Annotated in this window: 18 protein-coding genes and 1 riboswitch; of the genes, 8 read left to right on the forward strand and 10 right to left on the reverse strand. The window is 45.3% G+C overall.

Features of this window, described 5'->3' with window-relative positions; genetic code table 11:
- Positions 1-36: 36 nt before the first annotated feature.
- The 3 genes from DNHGIG_RS04535 to DNHGIG_RS04545 all read right to left on the reverse strand — a co-directional run bounded on the left by DNHGIG_RS04535 (position 37) and on the right by DNHGIG_RS04545 (position 3,157).
- A complete protein-coding gene (locus DNHGIG_RS04535; protein WP_282198546.1) occupies positions 37-1,146 on the reverse strand; it encodes an ABC transporter ATP-binding protein in 1,110 nt (369 codons plus the stop codon).
- A gap of 79 nt (positions 1,147-1,225) precedes the next feature.
- The gene (locus DNHGIG_RS04540; protein WP_282198547.1) at positions 1,226-2,224 is read right to left on the reverse strand and encodes a PucR family transcriptional regulator; all 999 of its coding nucleotides are present in this window, start codon (positions 2,222-2,224) and stop codon (positions 1,226-1,228) included.
- A gap of 3 nt (positions 2,225-2,227) precedes the next feature.
- Positions 2,228-3,157 carry an SDR family oxidoreductase gene (locus DNHGIG_RS04545; RefSeq protein ID WP_282198548.1) on the reverse strand — a complete coding sequence of 310 codons (930 nt, stop codon included), beginning with the start codon at positions 3,155-3,157 and terminating at the stop codon, positions 2,228-2,230.
- Between the two features lie 230 nt (positions 3,158-3,387).
- Between DNHGIG_RS04545 and DNHGIG_RS04550 the strand changes: the two genes are divergently transcribed.
- Positions 3,388-4,134, forward strand: a complete 747-nt coding sequence (locus tag DNHGIG_RS04550; protein WP_282198549.1) for a Cof-type HAD-IIB family hydrolase — start codon at positions 3,388-3,390, stop codon at positions 4,132-4,134.
- A 146-nt stretch (positions 4,135-4,280) separates the two neighbouring features.
- Here the strand turns inward: DNHGIG_RS04550 and DNHGIG_RS04555 are convergent, their stop codons facing one another.
- The 4 genes from DNHGIG_RS04555 to DNHGIG_RS04570 form a co-directional block, all read right to left on the reverse strand.
- Positions 4,281-4,880 carry a hypothetical protein gene (locus tag DNHGIG_RS04555; protein WP_282198550.1) on the reverse strand — a complete coding sequence of 200 codons (600 nt, stop codon included), beginning with the start codon at positions 4,878-4,880 and terminating at the stop codon, positions 4,281-4,283.
- A gap of 203 nt (positions 4,881-5,083) precedes the next feature.
- Complete coding sequence (gene uvrA, locus DNHGIG_RS04560) at positions 5,084-7,957, reverse strand: excinuclease ABC subunit UvrA (RefSeq protein ID WP_282198551.1); 2,874 nt, start codon at positions 7,955-7,957, stop codon at positions 5,084-5,086.
- Between the two features lie 64 nt (positions 7,958-8,021).
- A complete protein-coding gene (gene uvrB / locus DNHGIG_RS04565; RefSeq protein ID WP_282198552.1) occupies positions 8,022-10,007 on the reverse strand; it encodes an excinuclease ABC subunit UvrB in 1,986 nt (661 codons plus the stop codon).
- Positions 10,008-10,178: 171 nt separating this feature from the next.
- Complete coding sequence (locus DNHGIG_RS04570; protein WP_282198553.1) at positions 10,179-10,796, reverse strand: TetR/AcrR family transcriptional regulator; 618 nt, start codon at positions 10,794-10,796, stop codon at positions 10,179-10,181.
- 171 nt (positions 10,797-10,967) lie between these two features.
- Here DNHGIG_RS04570 and kynU point away from each other — a divergent pair, with 171 nt between their 5' ends.
- From kynU to kynA, 3 genes are read left to right on the forward strand one after another with little or no spacing between them, the layout of a single operon-like run.
- Positions 10,968-12,254: a kynureninase gene (gene kynU, locus DNHGIG_RS04575; RefSeq protein ID WP_282198554.1), complete on the forward strand. Its 1,287-nt coding sequence runs from the start codon at positions 10,968-10,970 to the stop codon at positions 12,252-12,254.
- A 21-nt stretch (positions 12,255-12,275) separates the two neighbouring features.
- Positions 12,276-12,908, forward strand: a complete 633-nt coding sequence (gene kynB, locus DNHGIG_RS04580) for an arylformamidase (protein WP_282198555.1) — start codon at positions 12,276-12,278, stop codon at positions 12,906-12,908.
- A 39-nt stretch (positions 12,909-12,947) separates the two neighbouring features.
- Positions 12,948-13,802, forward strand: coding sequence for a tryptophan 2,3-dioxygenase (kynA, locus tag DNHGIG_RS04585; protein ID WP_282198556.1), 855 nt, complete (start codon positions 12,948-12,950; stop codon positions 13,800-13,802).
- A 240-nt stretch (positions 13,803-14,042) separates the two neighbouring features.
- Here kynA and DNHGIG_RS04590 read toward each other — a convergent pair whose 3' ends face one another.
- Positions 14,043-14,582 (reverse strand): tubby C-terminal domain-like protein, encoded by a 540-nt coding sequence (locus DNHGIG_RS04590; protein WP_282198557.1) that lies wholly within the window; start codon positions 14,580-14,582, stop codon positions 14,043-14,045.
- A 71-nt stretch (positions 14,583-14,653) separates the two neighbouring features.
- Positions 14,654-14,908, reverse strand: coding sequence for a hypothetical protein (locus DNHGIG_RS04595; RefSeq protein ID WP_282198558.1), 255 nt, complete (start codon positions 14,906-14,908; stop codon positions 14,654-14,656).
- A gap of 199 nt (positions 14,909-15,107) precedes the next feature.
- Positions 15,108-15,217: riboswitch (SAM riboswitch) on the forward strand.
- Between the two features lie 75 nt (positions 15,218-15,292).
- Between DNHGIG_RS04595 and DNHGIG_RS04600 the strand changes: the two genes are divergently transcribed.
- Genes DNHGIG_RS04600 through DNHGIG_RS04615 form a run of 4 tightly spaced genes read left to right on the forward strand, consistent with a single transcriptional unit; the run spans position 15,293 to position 18,937 of the window.
- Complete coding sequence (locus DNHGIG_RS04600) at positions 15,293-16,384, forward strand: iron-containing alcohol dehydrogenase family protein (protein WP_282198559.1); 1,092 nt, start codon at positions 15,293-15,295, stop codon at positions 16,382-16,384.
- A 14-nt stretch (positions 16,385-16,398) separates the two neighbouring features.
- Positions 16,399-17,220, forward strand: coding sequence for a MetQ/NlpA family ABC transporter substrate-binding protein (locus DNHGIG_RS04605; RefSeq protein ID WP_439647725.1), 822 nt, complete (start codon positions 16,399-16,401; stop codon positions 17,218-17,220).
- 30 nt (positions 17,221-17,250) lie between these two features.
- Positions 17,251-18,291 carry a methionine ABC transporter ATP-binding protein gene (locus DNHGIG_RS04610; RefSeq protein WP_282198560.1) on the forward strand — a complete coding sequence of 347 codons (1,041 nt, stop codon included), beginning with the start codon at positions 17,251-17,253 and terminating at the stop codon, positions 18,289-18,291.
- A complete protein-coding gene (locus DNHGIG_RS04615) occupies positions 18,263-18,937 on the forward strand; it encodes a methionine ABC transporter permease (protein WP_282198561.1) in 675 nt (224 codons plus the stop codon). Before DNHGIG_RS04610 ends, DNHGIG_RS04615 begins: the two co-directional genes overlap by 29 nt.
- Before the next feature lie 379 nt (positions 18,938-19,316).
- On the opposite strand, the gene DNHGIG_RS04620 is transcribed toward DNHGIG_RS04615, so the two are convergent.
- Entirely contained in the window at positions 19,317-19,658 is a 342-nt protein-coding gene (locus DNHGIG_RS04620) for a hypothetical protein (RefSeq protein ID WP_282198562.1), read from the reverse strand.
- Positions 19,659-19,700 lie beyond the last annotated feature (42 nt).

Here is a 19,700-nt window from a genome sequence, read left to right on the forward strand (position 1 = left end):
AACCCATCGGGCGAGCGCCCCCGATGGGTTGTCAAATTAAAAAACAGCAACTTCCGTTTCTTTATTAAAAATATGATATTTGTTCATATCAAACGCTAGTTTTACGTTTGAACCTACGTGTACATCAGCACGTGTATTGACGCGTGCCGTAACCGTTTGACCACCGACATTGAGATAAAGATACATTTCATGTCCCATCAGCTCAACGACTTCCGCCGAAGCACAGATCGTTGCGTTAGGAAATGTTTCAAAATAGAACCCTTCATCATGGATGTTTTCCGGACGGATGCCGAATACGACTTCTCTGCCGACGACACCAGCGTCACGAAGCTGCTTGTATCGGCCTTCGGGAAGTTCAATGTTTAATTCCGGTGCACGGAAATAGATCTTGCCACCGTCCTCCACCAATTGTCCATGAAGGAAGTTCATAGCCGGTGAACCGATAAAGGAAGCGACAAACATATTGGCCGGATGATTATAGATTTGCTGAGGAGTCGCTACTTGTTGAATGACTCCATCTTTCATGACCACAATCCGGTGGCCCATCGTCATCGCTTCCGTCTGGTCATGTGTCACGTAGATCGTTGTCGTCTTCAAACGTTGCTGCAATTTTGAGATTTCCGTACGCATTTGCACGCGCAGTTTCGCATCGAGATTGGAAAGCGGCTCGTCCATTAGAAATACCTGCGGTTCACGTACAATCGCACGCCCCAAAGCCACACGTTGACGCTGGCCTCCGGAGAGCGCTTTCGGCTTGCGGTCAAGCAAATGAGCGATATCGAGAATCTTTGCCGCTTCACGTACACGACGGTCGATCTCTGCTTTTGGAACTTTGCGAAGTTTCAGCCCAAACGCCATATTGTCATACACATTCATATGAGGATAGAGCGCGTAGTTCTGGAATACCATGGCGATATCCCTGTCTTTCGGATGTACGTCGTTAACCAGACGGTCTCCGATCCATAACTCACCTTCAGAGATCTCTTCCAAACCTGCCACCATGCGCAACGTCGTCGATTTCCCGCAACCGGACGGACCGACGAGTACCAGAAATTCTTCATCGCGAATATCAAGATTAAGATCTTTTACGGTTGCCACATTTCCGGAATAGCGCTTATAAATATGTTTCAACTGTACCCTTGCCATCGAACCCTCTCCCCGTTTGATTGTACTATTAGTATGACAGACAGAAAAATTCTGTACAATTGTATAGATTGCACAAAATTCACATATTTTCTTTTAGTGAAAGTGACTGATGCAAGAGCAGAGCGATCCAGAGGGTTACCATATCTTCAAGATTTCTCATATCCAGACCGGTGATCTCCCTGGTTTTTTCCAACCGATAGATCAGAGAATTGCGATGCAGATACAATGCCCGCGCCGTCTCCGCAATGTTGGCTCCGTTTTCCACTAACGCGAAGATGGTCTCACGCATTTCCCATGTCAATTGTCGATACGTTTCAATAGGGAGTACTTCCTGCAAAAACTGCTCGCTTACGTTCTGCGGAATACCTGATAATAGCTTGACAAGTCCCAAGCGATCATAGCGATATACGCGTTCCCGAGGCCGAAAACGCAAGCCGGCCTCAAGTGCAAGTTGTGCTTCCTTCTCCGCTTGCATCAGATCTTTCACCGCGATACAAGGAGTCCCCCAGCCCACTCCTCCTTCCAGGTACAATTCGCTAGACAACGTATCCAGCCACGCATGAGCTGTCCGTTCCAAGATTTTCCCTACATCTTCGCGAGTATACGGCAAAGGAAAGTAAACGCGGAAATCTCCTGGAGCGACTTCGACAACTCCTGCCCCTTCCTGGTCAGCCACGACAAGCTGCAATACATGGTAAGCATCGGTGACTTCATCCCCCCAGACGCGTATACAAGCGATAGCTGCCATCCCATCTTTCATCAGTCCCGCAGCCTGCGCTTCACGTAAAAACAATGATTCATTCTGCTCATAGACTCCCATGGCTAGCCGGCGCAACAAGTGACTGACGCGAATCCCTTTACCCGTCTCCCACCCGATCAAAAAACGCGCCAGTTCGGCCGCATCCGGCGATAATCTTGCTGTATCGAGAACCTTCCATGATCGGATCGTTTCGTCATACACCCACCATTCCGATTCGCGCCAAAAAAATCCTCCTCCTTGTTCAGGAGCAGGACCTTCATGTACGCGAACCGCATGCTCAACTCGTTGCAGCAGTTCTTGCAACCAGCCGCTATGCAAGCATCACACCTCCTCAAGTGCAGCTTGTGCTTGTGCCCATTCCACCGTCCGGCGTAATCCCTCTTCAAGAGTCACTTGTGGTTCCCAACCTAACACCTGACGAATCCGTTCGTTTGAAAGAGTACTATGTACGATATCCCCAGGACGAACCGGACCATGTATGGGTAGTATGTCTTTTTTTGTAATTGAGAGAAGGATCCGCACCAATTCGTTCACGGAAACTTTTTTTCCTGTCGCGACATTCAACGTTTCGCCATCACCCGCAGTCAGCGCCAGTCGATTCGCGATGGCGACATCACCTACATACACGTAATCGCGTGTCGCTTCACCGTCCCCGAAGATCGTCGGTGCTTGCCCTTTACAAAACTGATCGACGAAAATGGCCACAACCCCCGCTTCTCCTTTGGGATTTTGCCGGGGGCCGTAGATATTGGCATAACGAAGAATCGTATACCGTAATCCGTAAATTTCATGATACACACGCAAGTAATATTCTGGAGTCAACTTGCTGATTCCGTACGGCGATAATGGGGATAATGGATGTTCTTCAGGAATCGGCAGTTTTACGGGAGTCCCATATACTGCCGCGGAAGAAGCGTAAATCACCTTTTTGATTCCGTGCATGCGGCAAGCTTCCAGAAGTTTGATCGTACCCAGAATATTGACTTCCGCATCGATTATGGGTTCTTTTAAGGAACGCGGTACATTCGGTTGTGCCGCATGATGTATAACAATATCAAATCCCTGAGCGAACACAGGGTTCAAATCATCCTTATAAATATCCACCTTCAGGAATTTTGCTTGCGGATGGACATTTTGCAATTGACCGGTAGAAAGATTATCCACTACTGTTACTTCATGCCCATGCTGCAACAATTCATCGACGATATGAGATCCGATAAATCCGGCTCCCCCTGTTACCAAGACTTTCACAATGTCCACTCCTTCTAGGAACCTTCATTCATCTATCATACCACATGTTAAAAAAGGCTTCTACAGAAGCGTATGCAACGAAGCAAAGAGCGGTCATTGCAGAAGCCTTTTTTTGACGTCCAGAAGTATAATACTTTTCTATAACGAAAAAAATCGACACCACAATTTCGGGGCATCCTCTTTTCATGTGGATATGGTATAATCTCAGCAAAAAATGGGATGGAGAAACGATGAGCAAATGGCGATTGATTGCGCTCGATATGGATGGAACATTACTTGATCGCGACGGTACCGTGTCGGCAGAAAACCGAAAATGGATCAACAAAGCGCGAGAGGCTGGAATTGAGGTCACATTGGCAACCGGACGGCATATCCGTTCCGCACGCGTATGGATCGAGGAACTCGGTCTCCGAATGCCGGTTGTCACATCAAACGGCGGGGAGGTCTGGACGTTCGATCATGTATTGCTGGATCGGAACACTCTCACATGGGAGGATGTGCATTTCTTATATGATCTCGCCGTCAAATACAAAAAATATGGAACCCACATATGGGCAAATACAGTCGAAGAGATCATCCATTGGGATACGTTTCCCGAAAGGATCGAGCATTTGACCTGGCTGAAGTTTGGTTATCAGAACGACAACCTCTTAGTAATCAAGGACATCCTGCGGCGTTTGCGCGCATACGGCCGCTTCGAGATTACCAATTCTGATCCCACGAATATCGAAGTGAATCCTGTTGGCGTCAATAAAGCGAACGGCTTGCAAAAAGTATGCGATTATTTAGGCATCCATCATCGTCAGGTCGTCACAATGGGAGACAGTCTCAATGATGTAGCGATGTTGCAATGGGCCGGAATGGGAATCGCGATGGGAAATGCCCAAGAAGAAGTGAAGGCGATCGCAGATTATGTCACAATGCCCCATGACCAAGATGGTGTCGCCAAAGCGATCGAGATGTTGTTAAAAAAATAAGTGGTATACGCGATAATCAAAGGCGATCACTGATCCTGTGATCGCCTTACGTTTAACCATTCGGGTTGTTCAAAAAAGTTTTCATTGAATCGTATTGCACGAAGCCAAGAACGGAACATTGGCGGAAGCGGTTTTGCACACGATCTTTAATGTTCCGTTCTGGAGCCCGTATTGACTCCCCGTTCGGCCGCTTTTTCGTAGAGATTGTAATACCGTGCGGTAAATTCCTGAAGCAAATGTTCATCGATCGCTTCATAATCATCCAATTGATCGATTGCTTGCAAAAGGTGGTTGATCAAACGGAGCATCGCATCCATCGAGTCTTCGATGACAAGAACCTGTTGATCATTGCGTAAGATTCTTACGAGCAACTGGCGCGCACCCGTCGGAGAAGAAGTGACCGAATGACTGAACATTTTCCATCCGAGAGGGTGATAAATTTTGCTTTTGGAACTATGAAAAGCCACGCTGTAACGCGCCACCAGGTATTGAATCCCTTGCACCACGCGTTCATCGACACCGGCGCGGCGCAAATCCTGGATTTCGTCATGTGAACGAATCATATGCAATGCGAGAATCAACATTCTTGTCACGGCAGGCCCTACCAAGATTTCCAAGCTGGTTTCTAACTCCAGCACTTCGGAATCCCGTCTTTCGAGACAAGAGCGAATCACATTCTCCACTTGATCCATAATCCCCGGTCGCTCATCCATGAGGGCCGCACATTGAAGTAAACCTTCTTTCATACGTCGGTACACCTCATGAGGAAGCACCATCAGATGGGGTTCATTCAACGACATACAACTCCTTCAACCGCTCCCCCGAGAGACGATCGTTTCTCAGGGAATCATTCATCGTTTTTTCCTTCGTTGTTCTTCCCGAACACTTACTGTATCGTATTCCTTGCCTCCTGAAAAGATGTATTTTCATTCAATCCTGGTTCATTCGCTTAGATCACTGCTACTTGTTTTTCTTCCCGTTGTTTCTTCCGCTCTTTGTCGCGCTCCAGAATCGGCCCCAAAAAGCGGCCGGTATGTGAGCCGGGATGTGCAGCCACGTCTTCGGGAGTGCCTGTACATACGATCGTTCCGCCTTTATCTCCGCCTTCAGGCCCCAGATCAATCAAGTAGTCCGCCACTTTGATCACATCCAGGTTGTGTTCGATCACAACGACCGTATCCCCGTTGTCAACCAAGCGTTGAAGTACATGTAAGAGACGATCGATATCAGCGACATGTAAACCGGTCGTCGGCTCGTCGAGAATATAGATCGTTCGCCCCGTGCTCCGCCGGTACAGCTCGGAAGCCAATTTGACCCGTTGCGCTTCACCCCCCGAAAGGGTAGTGGCCGGTTGTCCCAAGCGCATATAACCTAAGCCTACATCCACGAGCGTTTGCAGTTTCCGCTGAATACGAGGAACATTCTTGAAAAACTCGGCCGCATCTTCAATCGTCATATCCAACACTTCGGCGATATTCTTCCCTTTGTAACGAACTTCAAGCGTTTCGCGATTGTACCGTTTGCCTTTGCACACCTCACAAGGCACATACACGTCGGGGAGAAAGTGCATTTCGATTTTAATGATTCCATCCCCTTTGCAGGCTTCACACCGGCCCCCTTTCACGTTGAAGGAAAAGCGTCCTTTCTTGTACCCCCTCATCTTCGCTTCGTTCGTCGCCGCGAAAACGTCACGGATATCATCGAATACCCCTGTATAGGTGGCCGGATTCGAGCGTGGGGTTCTGCCAATTGGGGACTGGTCGATATTCACCACTTTATCCAAATGCTCGATCCCTTTGATCGTTTTGTGCGCGCCTGGTTTACATCTCGCTTTATTTAATGATTGTGCCAAGGATTTATACAGGATTTCGTTAACCAGGGTCGACTTTCCTGATCCCGATACGCCTGTGACGCACGTGAACGTACCCAATGGAAAACGAACGTTCACATTTTTCAAATTATGTTCTCTAGCTCCCACAATTTCCAGCCATTTGCCGTTTGGCTCACGTCTTTTCTCCGGGACTGGGATGAACTTGCGGCCCGACAGGTACGCCCCTGTCAGAGAACGCTCGTCCTTCATGATTTCTTCCGGTGTTCCTGCCGCCACAACCTGACCACCATGCACCCCCGCCCCCGGGCCGATATCGATGATGTAGTCGGCAGCCAGCATCGTGTCTTCATCGTGTTCAACGACGATCAATGTATTTCCCAGATCTCGCATATGCTCTAATGTACGGATCAAACGTTCATTATCCCTTTGATGCAAGCCGATGGAAGGTTCATCAAGCACATAGAGAACCCCCATCAAAGCAGAGCCGATCTGCGTGGCCAGGCGGATCCGTTGCGCTTCACCGCCGGATAACGTCCCGGCGGAACGAGAAAGAGTGAGATACTCCAAGCCTACGTCGCGCAAGAATCCCAGACGCCCTTTGATCTCCTTGAGAATCAAGCGGGCGATCATCTCTTGCTTCTCGTTTAATTGCAATTTCTCAAAGAATTGCAAGGCTTCTTCCACCGACAACTGGGTCACGTGAGCGATATTGGCTCCTCCTACTTTGACAGCCAACACTTCGGGTTTTAAACGAGAACCTTTGCAAGCGGGGCATGGTTTCGCACTCATGTATTCTTCAATGAACTCGCGGATGTATTCAGAAGATGTCTCCCTGTAGCGTCTTTCCAAATTGGGGATGATCCCTTCGAAATAGATTTCCGCTGTTTTCGTTTGGCCAAAGTCGTTTTCATACTGAAAACGAATCTTTTCATGCGGTTCTCCATACAAGAGCTTATCCAGCTGTTCCTTTGGAATCTGTGATACGGGAGTGTTTTCATAATCGATCCCGAAATGGCGGCATGCCGCCGCGAGAAGTTGCGGATAGTAATTGGATGCACTCCCGGCCCAGGGTTCCAAAGCTCCTTCCGCTAACGTTTTCTCGGGATCAGGAATCAACAGATCCAGATCAATCTCCATATTCGTCCCAAGGCCCATGCATGTTTCACAAGCCCCGTAGGGAGAGTTAAAAGAAAACATCCGTGGCGACAGTTCTTCGATCGCAAAGCCGCAATCGGGACAAGCGAGATTTTGAGAAAACAACATTTCCTCTCCGTCAACGATACCGACAGTCACAAGACCGCCTGACAATTGCAACGCGGTCTCCAAAGAATCAGCCAAACGTGTCGCCACATCAGGTTTCACGACAATTCTGTCGACCACCACTTCGATCGTGTGCTTTTTATTTTTTTCCAACTTGATCGGTTCCGTGACTTCACGGATTTCTCCATCGATACGCACGCGGACAAACCCTTGTTTCGCTACGCTCTCCAACAGTTTTACGTGTTCGCCTTTCCGCCCGCGAACGAGCGGCGCGAAGATCTGAATACGCGTTCGCTCCGGCAATTCCAAGATACGGTCGACCATTTGCTCGACGGTCTGTGAAGTAATGGCAATATCGCAATGCGGGCAATAGGGTTGCCCAATGCGCGCGAAAAGCAGCCGCAAATAATCGTAAATCTCCGTAACCGTCCCTACGGTCGAACGGGGATTGCGGCTTGTCGTCTTTTGATCGATCGAAATGGCAGGCGACAACCCATCAATCGAATCGACATCCGGTTTGTCCATTTGTCCCAAAAATTGTCGGGCGTACGCCGACAACGATTCCACATAACGGCGTTGGCCCTCCGCATAGATCGTGTCGAACGCCAACGACGACTTGCCTGACCCGGACAATCCTGTAAGCACAACGAACTTGTCGCGCGGGATCTTCACATCGATATTCTTTAGATTGTGTGCCCGCGCGCCTTTCACGACAATGTATTCATTCGTCATCGTTTTCTCCCTCTTTAATCCGTCAAGAATCTACATTTCCCCGGAAATATGTCGAAGTCCTTGATTATGACGCGGATAGTTCGATGATGATATCGCGCAATTCGGCGGCTCTCTCAAATTGCAGCGCTTTTGCCGCCTCTTTCATTTCTTTTTCCAAACGGTTAATCAGTTCTTTGCGCTCTTCTTTTGTCATCTTGTCAATCTTCTTCTCCGTCACGTAATCGGTTTTATCTTCCGCCACGCGAGTCGCTTCAATCACATCACGAACCGCTTTGCGAACGGTTTGCGGCGTGATTCCGTGCTTCTTATTATACTCCATCTGAATGGCACGGCGTCGGTTCGTTTCATCGATAGCAACCTGCATGGAACGGGTGATCGTATCCGCATACATGATCACATACCCTTCCGCGTTGCGTGCCGCTCTCCCGATCGTCTGTATGAGCGAACGTTCCGCCCGCAGGAATCCTTCTTTATCCGCGTCCAAGATCGCCACGAGAGAAACTTCAGGCAGATCCAATCCTTCCCTCAGCAAGTTAATCCCCACCAGAACATCGAACACACCGAGACGCAGATCTCGCAGGATTTGCATCCTCTCCAAAGTTTTAATGTCGGAGTGAAGATAACGGACTTTGATACCCAGCTCTTTTAAATAATCGGTTAAATCCTCCGCCATTTTTTTCGTCAGAGTGGTGACAAGTACACGTTCATCTTTCTTGATCCGTTTATTGATTTCACCCACCAGATCATCGATCTGACCTTTGACAGGCCGGACTTCGATGACCGGATCGACGAGACCTGTCGGACGGATAATTTGTTCGACCACCTGGGAGGCATGTTCCAATTCATAAGGTCCCGGTGTTGCCGAGACATAGATCACTTGATGGATCTTTTTCTCGAATTCCTCAAACTTGAGCGGGCGGTTATCGGCAGCGGATGGCAAACGAAAACCGTGTTCAATCAAGGTCAATTTCCGTGCACGGTCTCCGTTGTACATCCCTCCGATCTGTGGAATGGACACATGCGATTCATCGATGAACAAGAGAAAGTCATCAGGAAAATAATCAAATAACGTGTTGGGCGTAGAACCGGCTGGACGTCCTTCGAGATGACGCGAATAGTTCTCAATCCCTGAACAAAAGCCGATTTCTTGCATCATTTCAATATCATAATTGGTTCTCTGTTCCAAACGTTGGGCTTCCAACAGTTTTCCCGCATCCCTTAATTCCTTTAAACGTTCCTCCAATTCAAGGCGAATCGATTCGATCGCCCGCTTCATCTTGTCGCCCGATGTGACGAAGTGGGAAGCCGGAAACACGGCGATATGATCGCGCAGACCGACGATTTCGCCCGTCACCACATCGATTTCAGTGATTCGATCCACTTCATCACCGAATAGTTCCACACGAAACGCCCGTTCCGAACGGGAAGCGGGGAAAATCTCCACGACATCTCCGCGCACACGAAATGTTCCCCGGGTAAAATTGATATCGTTTCGTTCATATTGCATGTCGACGAGCCTGCGAAGAATCATATCCCTTGGTTTCTCATCGCCGACACGTATCGACAACACATGTTTCTTATATTCGGTGGGACTACCCAAACCGTAGATCGCGGAAACGGATGCGACGATCAATACGTCATTTCGTTCCAACAAAGCAGATGTCGCCGAATGGCGCAACTTATCGATCTCGTCGTTGATCTTTGCATCTTTCTCGATATACGTATCGCTCGAAGGAATGTACGCTTCCGGTTGATAATAATCATAATACGACACAAAATACTCGACCGCATTGTTCGGGAAAAATTCCTTGAATTCCGCACAGAGTTGTGCCGCCAATGTTTTATTATGCGCCAGCACCAATGTCGGTTTGTTCACTTTCGCAATGATGTTGGCCATGGTAAATGTTTTTCCCGAACCGGTAACCCCTAACAGAATCTGATGTTTATCTCCTCGTTGTATTCCTTCGACCAATTGTTCAATCGCTTTGGGTTGGTCTCCTCGCGGGGCATAGTCTGATACCAGCTCAAAAGAACCTGGCCGTTTCGACATACGCATCTCCCCACCTTTCATTCAACGGATCATATAAATTTCATCATAGCGTAAAATCAGTCACTCTATAATTGTATCATAATAAAAAATGCCCGGAACGCTTCCAGGCTTTGTCTCTTTTGAAAATCACCGATTGGCAAAAGGAAAACTTCGGAGTGATAAGCGGGGTTTTCAAATATAAAGTCCCCCGGTATACATCGCTGTAAGATTATGAACAATATCTTTTATAGAAAATCGATGTTCGTTCCTCACGATTTCCCACAAGTACATCTCATTGGCATAAAACCAACCCCGAGCGATCAGATAGTTGTCAACATCTGTTCGGGCCAAGCCGCTTTTTTGAGAATAGGCGACATCTTGTGCTATCCGTTGTATAAAGCGCTCACGAATTGCTTGCCAATTCTTGCGGACATCGTCGGAAAGTCGGATGGCTTCTTCAATGACCCGCATCATCGGACGTTCTTTATTTGCCATTTCCAAGAATAAACCAACCTGTTTCTCGATCAATCTGTAAGCTTCTTGTCTTGATTTTGGCTCGAAAGGCAATTCAGCAATCTCATAAAATCGATTCATCACATCTTCCATCAATTCAATTAAAATATCATCTTTATTTTTAAAGTGTACATACGCTGTACCGTATCCTGTATGGGCTTTTTTTATGATTTCGGAAATCGTCGCTTTTTGAAAACCGTATTCTATAAAGACTTCACGTCCAGCCGCCAACAGCTTGTTTCTCGTTTGGAGGGACTTTAAATTTCTTGACGATAGTCGATCCCTTGTCTTGTCCATTTCCGTTCATTCCTTTGAACTATTAAAATCTTATCATTCATTGTTTGCTTATTGTAGAAGAATGTATGACATGATGTCAATGACATCGTGTCATTGACATCATGTCATGTTTAAAGTACAGTAAATTCAGGCACAACTATCTGACTGAAAATTCTTGAAGGTGGTAACCAAATGAGTGACCAAATCTTTGATCCTTCTTATGAATGTGCTCTTCGATTAGATAAGCAGGATGAATTATCATCATTTCGGGATGAATTTTATATAAAGGAGGGAACGATTTATTTGGATGGAAACTCACTCGGATTGCTTTCCAGAAGAGCTGAAAAATCACTGCTTGATGTACTCGAGTCATGGAAGCAGTTTGGGATTAACGGGTGGATGGAGGGCAAATATCCGTGGTTTTATTTGTCTGAGCGATTAGGGAAAATGACCGCTCCTTTAATCGGAGCTTTGCCTGAAGAAGTGATTGTAACCGGTTCCACGACAGTGAACATTCATCAAGTCGTTGCGACTTTTTACGAACCCAAAGGCAAGCGGACGAAAATTCTCGCCGATGAATTGACTTTTCCTACAGATATTTACGCCTTACAAAGCCAACTCAAACTAAAAGGGTATGATCCGGAGGAACATCTCGTTCGGGTTAAAAGTCGTGACGGCCGCATACTCGAGGAAGAAGATATGATTTCTGCGATGACCGATGAAATCGCTTTGATCCTTTTGCCGAGTGTCCTGTACCGTAGTGGACAAATCCTGGATATGAAACGTTTGACAGAGGAAGCTCACAAACGCCATATTCTTATCGGTTTTGATTGTTGTCATTCCATCGGCTCCATCCCGCATGCATTCGATGAATGGGGAGTGGATTTCGCTGTCTGGTGCAATTATAAATATTTGAACGCCGGTCCGGGAAGCGTAGCCGGTTTATACATCAACAAAAAACATTTTAACCGTACACCTGGGCTCACAGGTTGGTTTGGGTCCCGCAAGGACAAACAATTTGACATGGAACATACACTGACTCCAGCCGAAAACGCTGGCGCTTTTCAACTCGGTACGCCACATCTGTTAAGTATCGCTCCTTTAATCGGTTCTTTAGAAATCTTCGCAGATGCAGGCATCGATCGCTTACGTCAAAAATCTCTTCAACTTACACGCTATATGATGTTTCTGATCTCACACGAATTAGGAAAATATGGATTTACCGTAGGAAATCCGCTTGAAGATCATCGGCGTGGCGGTCACATCTTTTTAGAGCATGAGGAAGCGGCACGGATTTGCAAAGCTTTAAAAGCAAACGGAGTGATTCCGGATTTCCGTGCACCGAACGGCATTCGTCTAGCCCCAGTGCCTCTCTACAATACGTACGAGGATGTTTGGAATGCGGTGAGAATTATTAGAGAAATCATGGAAACTGATCAATATAAAAAATTTGAAAATACTAGAGATGTTGTGGCTTAAAAAGCTTAAGAGGAGGACAACATGGAGTGGTTTGATATTTCGCAACCTTTAAACAAAAATATTGCCGTTTGGCCCGGTGACACGCCATTCTCGTTTGAGCTCTCCTGTACGAAAGAACATAGCGGTTCCGTTAATATCGGAAAGTTGACAATGAGCACGCACACAGGGACTCATATTGATGCTCCGTTTCACTTTGATCATGAAGGCCGTAAGGTACTTGATTTAGATATTCATATTTATATTGGGCCTGCGCGAGTCATTGACGTATCAAACTATGACAGCATTGGGGCAAAAGAACTTTCCGCTTATGATTTGGAAGGTGTAAGCCGACTGCTCCTCCGGACTTCTTCGTCTTCGAATCCTCATCGATTCCCGGAGACGATTACAAGTTTACGAGCGGATATCGCACCGTTTCTTCAAGAAAAAGGAGTGCGGTTGATCGGTGTTGATGTCCCGTCTGTAGATCCTCTTGATAGTAAGGAACTGCCCGCCCATCATGCGCTGTTCAAACACGGGATTCATATTTTAGAAAATCTTATGCTTCACCATGTAGAACCGGGTATGTATGAACTGATTGCTCTGCCGTTGGCACTCGAAGAAGCGGATGCCAGTCCGGTGCGCGCTGTGCTAAAACCCATTTCAACAAAAGAATGAACATACCATGATTGCGAAAACCGAAAAAGGAGAATCTCTATGACGGAAAACCATCTGCATGCGAAAGAAAAATGGTTTGAAGAAAAAGGAATTCATACCGATTTTCAGAACCGAATGACGTATGGTGAATACTTGTGCCTGGACAAAATCTTATCCAGCCAAAAACGGTTATCCGGTCACCATGATGAAATGCTCTTTATCATCATCCATCAAGTAAGCGAACTTTGGATGAAATTAATTTTGCATGAGATAAAAGCCGCGACTGATTCGATCCAGAAAGGTAATCTTTCTGCCGCTTTTAAAATGCTGGCCCGGGTCTCCAAAATTCAATCGCAAATCATTGAGTCTTGGGATGTTCTATCCACGCTGACACCTACCGAATATATGGAGTTTCGCGACAAATTGGGGCAAGCATCCGGATTTCAATCTTACCAATACAGGATGATCGAGTTTGCATTAGGATATAAAACCCATCATATCCTTGAAATTTACAAAAAAGACCAGGAATTATACGATCGGTTAAACGAAGCATTGCATGCACCCAGTCTATACGACGTATCGATACAAGCACTGTCAAAAGCAGGATTTGAAATTCATCCACGTGTACTGCATAGAGATTATACCCAACCTTACGAAGCGGATCCCAGTGTAGAAGCAGCCTGGCTTACAGTCTATCGGGATGTCGAAACGTACTGGGATCTCTATGAATTAGCGGAGAAATTGGTCGATATAGAAGACTGGCTGCAACAGTGGCGTTTTCGCCATATGAAAACCGTTGAGCGAATCATCGGTTTCAAGATGGGAACAGGCGGTTCATCAGGGGTGAATTATCTCAAAAAAGTTCTCGATCAACGTTTCTTCCCTGAGCTATGGGTTTTGCGTACCAAATTATGAAATTGGTTTGTAATTGCAATAAATAATTCATAAAAATGTGATAATTGTGAGGAGGGGATTCAAATGCCAAGGTTGGTCTATCCCCTCCGTATGTATCAACGCTGTCATCAAATGACCGCTTCTCTCTTACACCAGGTGGAAGTTACGATTCTGTTTTTGATAATCTCACGCCCATTGATTTCATTTAAAAATCGCCTTACTTTGCGTGATTCATCTCTATATGCATATCCCTTCGCTACCTCAATGCTTAACTCTCAACAATAAGTAAATGCATGCGACCTCATAGATCGTTAACGATTCATTGAAAATGGTTACGTCTATGCTCGTAAACTTCGTAATACTTTCATAGGAAGCAGTCGCCAAGATTTGCTTTGTCTCCATATCCGTGAAACGGACGATCTTTTCTCCGATATCTCGCATGACCATGATCTTATGATTGAGACCTTCATATACAATCCGCTCATTTGTCTTGATTACAGTCTTGTTATTGATTTCGGATGTCTTTACCCTTCCGGCTTCATCTGTAATTTCCAGTCTCCATTTATCCCTAATTAAAGATTTGAAGTTGAATAATTCCATAATATCAATACGCGTTTTTCCATGGATATCCCTAGCTTGTACATTGAAAATTAGATGATCGAATATTAAATCGATGAACCAATGCCACTTATATTTGAAATACCGCTGCATCTCACCAACCTTATTCCCATCTTCATCAAGCAAATCGATCGTGCGTAAGCTCAATTTCCATAGCGGTATTTTAAATCTGTACTTCTTCACTGGATGCTCCCTCAACCCCATATTTTTGATGTAGGTACCTATTCTTCGATACCTAGAAAAGCGAATCATTTCTATCGCCCGATATATTTTGCGATTTCTCCCGAACATCCTAATTCATCGAATACTTTTGACAAATGTTCAAATGAAATGCTATTCCATCCTAATTGATGAGTAGGAATTCTGATCTGCAGCTGATTTCCCTTGACCCTCATTTCTAGGTGAATGTCTGGACCGGTTATTTGAGCGATCCGTTGATCTTTGCGATCTTTCTTTATGGTAATTGTACGATCTCCAAGAAAAATATCTTTGATGATTTTATCGAACATGAAAACTCATCTCCCTTTTTGTGTATGATCGATACATCTTATATTAGACAGAGAGTAATATTTTTCCTTTGAAAAAATTATCTTATCACTTCCCGTACCGATCCGTATCCCATTCCATTTATAAAAACACTTGACGATAAATGAACATGGATATATAATCCATAATAATTCAATATGGTTACTATGAATATTACGGATTCTCTTATCCAGAGTGGTGGAGGGACTGGCCCGATGAAACCCGGCAACCAACCGTGAATGATACGGTCAGGTGCTAATTCCTGCAAAACGTAATGTTTTGAAAGATAAGAGAGTAGGAGTTACGAGTTAACGCCTCTCTGAATCTTTCAGGAGGCGTTTTTCATTTCAAAGGAGGGATGATTATTGATGATTACAGTTAGATCGGGACCTGACAGCTATATTTGTCAACCGGGCATTTTAGAACAAATCGATCGGTTATTAAATACATACCGATTTCAAAAAGGTTTGCTAATAACCGGAGAAAAGTCCTGGGAAGCTTCTAAATCTTATTTCCCGCACAAGACCAATTTTGAATTTTGGATAGAAAAGTATCATGGCGAGTGCTCTGACAGTGAAATAAATCGGTTGACAAACAAAGCAGAAGAGTTTAAGTCACACGTCGTCATTGGCGTAGGTGGTGGCAAAGTATTGGATCTGGCAAAATCGGTGGCAAACCGGTCCGGTCTTCCGGCTATTTTGATTCCCACCCTCGCCTCCACATGTGCAGCATGGACACCGCTTAGCGTCATATATAACGATGAAGGACAGTATATCCGGTTTGATGTTTTTCCGAAAGGAACTCTGCTTGTTCTGGTAGAGCCTGAGATTTTATTGAATGCGCCTCTTTCAACATTGCGTGCAGGAATTGGCGATACACTTGCCAAGTGGTACGAGGCGGAGGCTTTAACGAGAACATTAACGAACAAACCGATGGCCGTACAAATGGCAATTAAATCCGCAGAATTATGTAAAGATGTTTTATTGAAAGACGGCTTTGAGGCTATACAGGCAGCGCAACGAAAAACGTTAAACCCTGCGTTCCTTCGAGTGGTTGAAAGCATTGTGATGATTGGCGGAATGGTAGGAGGGTTTGGTGACAAATATGGCAGAATTGCCGGCGCTCATTCTGTCCATAATGCGCTTACACATATTTATGAGACACATCACTTGTTGCACGGTGAAAAGGTGGCATACGGCATTCTGGTACAACTGGCTCTCGAAAAAAAATTTACTGAAATCAACCGATTAGTGGACTTTTATAAATTGATTCATCTTCCATACTGTCTGAAAGATTTGGGGATTCACCCTGGTGATCAAAACTGCATACAGTTGATTGCACAATATACGCTCGCAAAGGGAGAATCGATCCATTATATGGACGAGTCTTACAATGAATCTGATCTGATAGAGGCTATAAACGAACTTGAAGAGATCATATTTCAACATGCAAAAAGATAAGGGGGATTTTCAACATGAAAAAAGGGAAACTATTTCTATCTATCGCGATGATTCTTACATCTTTTTTATCAGGTTGCGGTCAACAGTCGAGCGGAGAGTCAAATAAGCTTAGTGATAACAAACTGGTGATTGGGGTGACTGCGGGACCGCATGAACAAATTATGGAAAAAGTAAAAGAAGTGGCAAAGAAAGATGGGCTGGATATAGAAATCAAAGTGTTTAATGATTATGTAATGCCCAACATCGCTCTATCGGAAAAAGAATTGGACGCAAACAGCTTCCAAACAAAGCCCTATCTCGAGCAGTTTAAGAAAGACCGACATCTCGATCTTGTTGATGTGTTTAATACCGTGACATTCCCAATGGGGATCTATTCTAACAAGATTAAGAATATCAAGGATATACCTAATGGAGCGAAACTCGGTGTTCCAAACGATCCTGTGAACGAAGAGCGAGCCCTCCAATTATTCGAAAAAGCGGGAGTCATTAAGATGAAACAGGATAACACAGGAAATCATTTGACGCCAAAGAATATTGTGGAAAATCCGAAAAATGTGCAGTTTGTGGAACTGGAAGCATCCCAAATTCCGCGTCAGTTAGATGAACTGACAGCTGCCGCGATCAACACGAACTTTGCCATCGAGCATGGTTTCTTGCCTTCTCGAGATGCCATTTTTATGGAAGGTAAAGATTCACCCTATGTGAACTTGGTGGCTGTCCGTACGGAAAACAAAAATGATCCGGTCATTAAGAAACTTGAAAAAGCTTATCATTCGCCAGAAGTCAAAGCGTTTATCGAAAAGCAATTCAAGGGATCTGTGATTCCGTCCTGGTAAGAATCAAAGAAAATGAAAGGAGTGGAGAGAGTGATTCAACTGTCAAATGTGTCCAAAACTTTTTATACAAAAAAAGGAAAAGTGGATGCGTTGAAAAACGTTTCTCTCCAGGTGAATAAGGGTGAAATTTTCGGAGTGATCGGATACAGTGGCGCAGGCAAAAGCACGCTGATCCGCTGTGTCAACTTACTCGAACGACCAACGGGAGGCAGGGTAACGGTTAACGGTGTGGAGTTAACCGCCCTTAACTCCGGAAAGCTGAAAGAAATGAGAAAAAAGATCGGAATGATTTTTCAGGGCTTCAACCTGTTAAAAACGGCAACTGTTTACGATAATATCGCCATCCCGTTTCGACTGGCTGGTGTTCCAAAAAGTGAGATACACAAACGTGTAGAAAAATATTTGGCAATTGTCGGTTTGCAGGATCGACATGATTCGTATCCTTCTCAACTATCCGGCGGGCAAAAACAACGGGTTGCCATAGCCCGGGCACTGGCACTCGAACCGGAAGTGCTCTTAAGTGATGAGGCTACGAGCGCACTGGATCCGGAGACGACAGAGACGATTCTCGACCTGCTTTTAAAAATTAATGATGTGTTGGGGATTACGATTCTATTAATCACCCACGAGATGAATGTGGTTCAGCGGATTTGCGATCGGGTTGCCGTCATGGAGAACGGAGAAATCGTTGAAACAGGGAGTCTGTCGCAAATATTTACAGCACCAAAGCACGAAACGACCAAGAAATTTGTAAACAGCCTGTTTCATCAACCTCTGCCTAAAAGCTTGGTGAATGAATTAAAAAGCTCTGGTCCGATCGTGACCTTATCGTTTACCGACACCTCTTCCGGTGAACCGGCTCTCGCTTTAGTGAGCAAAAAATTTGATGTATACCCGAACATTCTATCCGGCAATGTCATCCAATTAAAAAACGAACCCTACGGCAAATTGATCGTACATCTGCAAGGCAACGCAGAAGAAACAAAGAAAGCTGTCCAATTCCTGGAACAACGGGGCGTAAGGGTAGAAGGAGTGAATGTTCATGACTTTAAAAATCAACGAATTTCTTGATTTATGGGGGAACTCCATTTGGGAAGCATCCATTCAAACTTTTCAAATGGCTGGAATTTCGCTTTCTATTTCTATATTGATCGGCTTGCCTCTGGGTATTCTGCTGGTATTGACTCGTCCGGGAGCCCGTTTTGAAAATCGGTGGATCTATCAAGTTTTAAATGTAATCATTAACATGATTCGATCCATCCCGTTCATTATTTTATTGTTTTTCATTTTGCCTTTTACGAAATTTCTTGTGGGTACAAGCATCGGTATTAAGGGGGCTATCGTACCGTTGGTGGTTTACACGGCGCCCTATATCGCCCGCCTGATGGAAACGGCGTTGCTCGAAGTGGATCGCGGTGTGCTTGAAGCATTTGAGGCGATGGGTATCTCTACGGGAAAGATTATCTGGCATGTCATGATCCGGGAGGCGCGTCCATCCATTGTACTCGGTTTAACCATCGCAACGATCGGGTTAATTGGGGCCACCGCTATGGCCGGGTTAGTCGGTGCGGGAGGACTGGGTGACCTGGCGTACCGGTTCGGTTTTCTCCGCTACGAAGTGGATGTCATGTATGTAACAGTGGCTCTCTTAATCATACTTGTTCAAGGGTTGCAAACGGTGGGAAACCTCTTAGCAGCACGATTGAAAAAGGATTGATCCTATGATAAATCTACATAACTAAACCAACCTTCCGTTTTACTATTCCTTACTGGTTGACTCAATAGAAGCTGGAAACAGTCACCTTCAATATAAAGCTTCCACAAACAACGGAGTAGCTTTTGTGTGGGTCGTATCGCTTTGCGGCGCAGAGGTGAGTGGAAGGTCGTCTCGCTTCCTTTTGAACGTTAAAGGGGCATATGCTTGGTGTGAAACAGCGACTTTGGAGGTCGTCTCGCAACAATTAAATATATTCCAAGCGAGACGACCTCCACGGAGCATGAACGCCAAGCATATGCCCGCCAAACTCCATATTTTTCTAGATCGTATGAGGCCCCTTCCCCATCTCCACCTTTTGCTTTTTGATTTTTCGTCCTGGTTATATGTCGTCGTCCGACGGAACTCTGAAGGGCAGAGTCCGATTTGTTTCTCTTCCATGTTTCAACCTCATGAATCGGTATCGTAACTCCGCTTTCGCTTCCGCATCCAATATGACTTTGTTGTAGTGGGCTTCCTTCATTTCCCCGTTTTCTAAGTATTTCACACGAACATCATGGAATAAAGTATCGTGATCCGCAAGCTCGATTCCTTGTTCCATTAAACGTCTTCTGATTTCAAGGATCTCATCTTCGATCACTGTATGCAAAGGATCAGACAAGCTCAGTGATTTCAGCATAACAACACGCAAAAGAAGATCATGAATCATATCTTTTGTTAACATATCATCACCTTATTTTTCATTTTAGCGCTCGGGTGATGAAAA

It is taken from the genome of Collibacillus ludicampi (assembly GCF_023705585.1).
GTDB classification, from domain to species: Bacteria; Bacillota; Bacilli; order Tumebacillales; family BOQE01; genus Collibacillus; species Collibacillus ludicampi.

Bases quoted from the DNA above. Each gene is read 5' to 3' on its own strand.
- DNHGIG_RS04570 (WP_282198553.1), bottom strand. From the start codon at position 10,796: ATGGACAAGACAAGGGATCGACTATCGTCAAGAAATTTAAAGTCCCTC.
- uvrA (WP_282198551.1), bottom strand. From the start codon at position 7,957: ATGACGAATGAATACATTGTCGTGAAAGGCGCGCGGGCACACAATCTA.
- DNHGIG_RS04615 (WP_282198561.1), top strand. From the start codon at position 18,263: ATGACTTTAAAAATCAACGAATTTCTTGATTTATGGGGGAACTCCATT.
- DNHGIG_RS04620 (WP_282198562.1), bottom strand. From the start codon at position 19,658: ATGTTAACAAAAGATATGATTCATGATCTTCTTTTGCGTGTTGTTATG.
- DNHGIG_RS04555 (WP_282198550.1), bottom strand. From the start codon at position 4,880: ATGAAAGAAGGTTTACTTCAATGTGCGGCCCTCATGGATGAGCGACCG.
- uvrB (WP_282198552.1), bottom strand. From the start codon at position 10,007: ATGTCGAAACGGCCAGGTTCTTTTGAGCTGGTATCAGACTATGCCCCG.
- DNHGIG_RS04550 (WP_282198549.1), top strand. From the start codon at position 3,388: ATGAGCAAATGGCGATTGATTGCGCTCGATATGGATGGAACATTACTT.
- DNHGIG_RS04535 (WP_282198546.1), bottom strand. From the start codon at position 1,146: ATGGCAAGGGTACAGTTGAAACATATTTATAAGCGCTATTCCGGAAAT.
- DNHGIG_RS04600 (WP_282198559.1), top strand. From the start codon at position 15,293: ATGATTACAGTTAGATCGGGACCTGACAGCTATATTTGTCAACCGGGC.
- kynA (WP_282198556.1), top strand. From the start codon at position 12,948: ATGACGGAAAACCATCTGCATGCGAAAGAAAAATGGTTTGAAGAAAAA.
- kynU (WP_282198554.1), top strand. From the start codon at position 10,968: ATGAGTGACCAAATCTTTGATCCTTCTTATGAATGTGCTCTTCGATTA.
- kynB (WP_282198555.1), top strand. From the start codon at position 12,276: ATGGAGTGGTTTGATATTTCGCAACCTTTAAACAAAAATATTGCCGTT.
- DNHGIG_RS04605 (WP_439647725.1), top strand. From the start codon at position 16,399: ATGAAAAAAGGGAAACTATTTCTATCTATCGCGATGATTCTTACATCT.
- DNHGIG_RS04595 (WP_282198558.1), bottom strand. From the start codon at position 14,908: ATGTTCGATAAAATCATCAAAGATATTTTTCTTGGAGATCGTACAATT.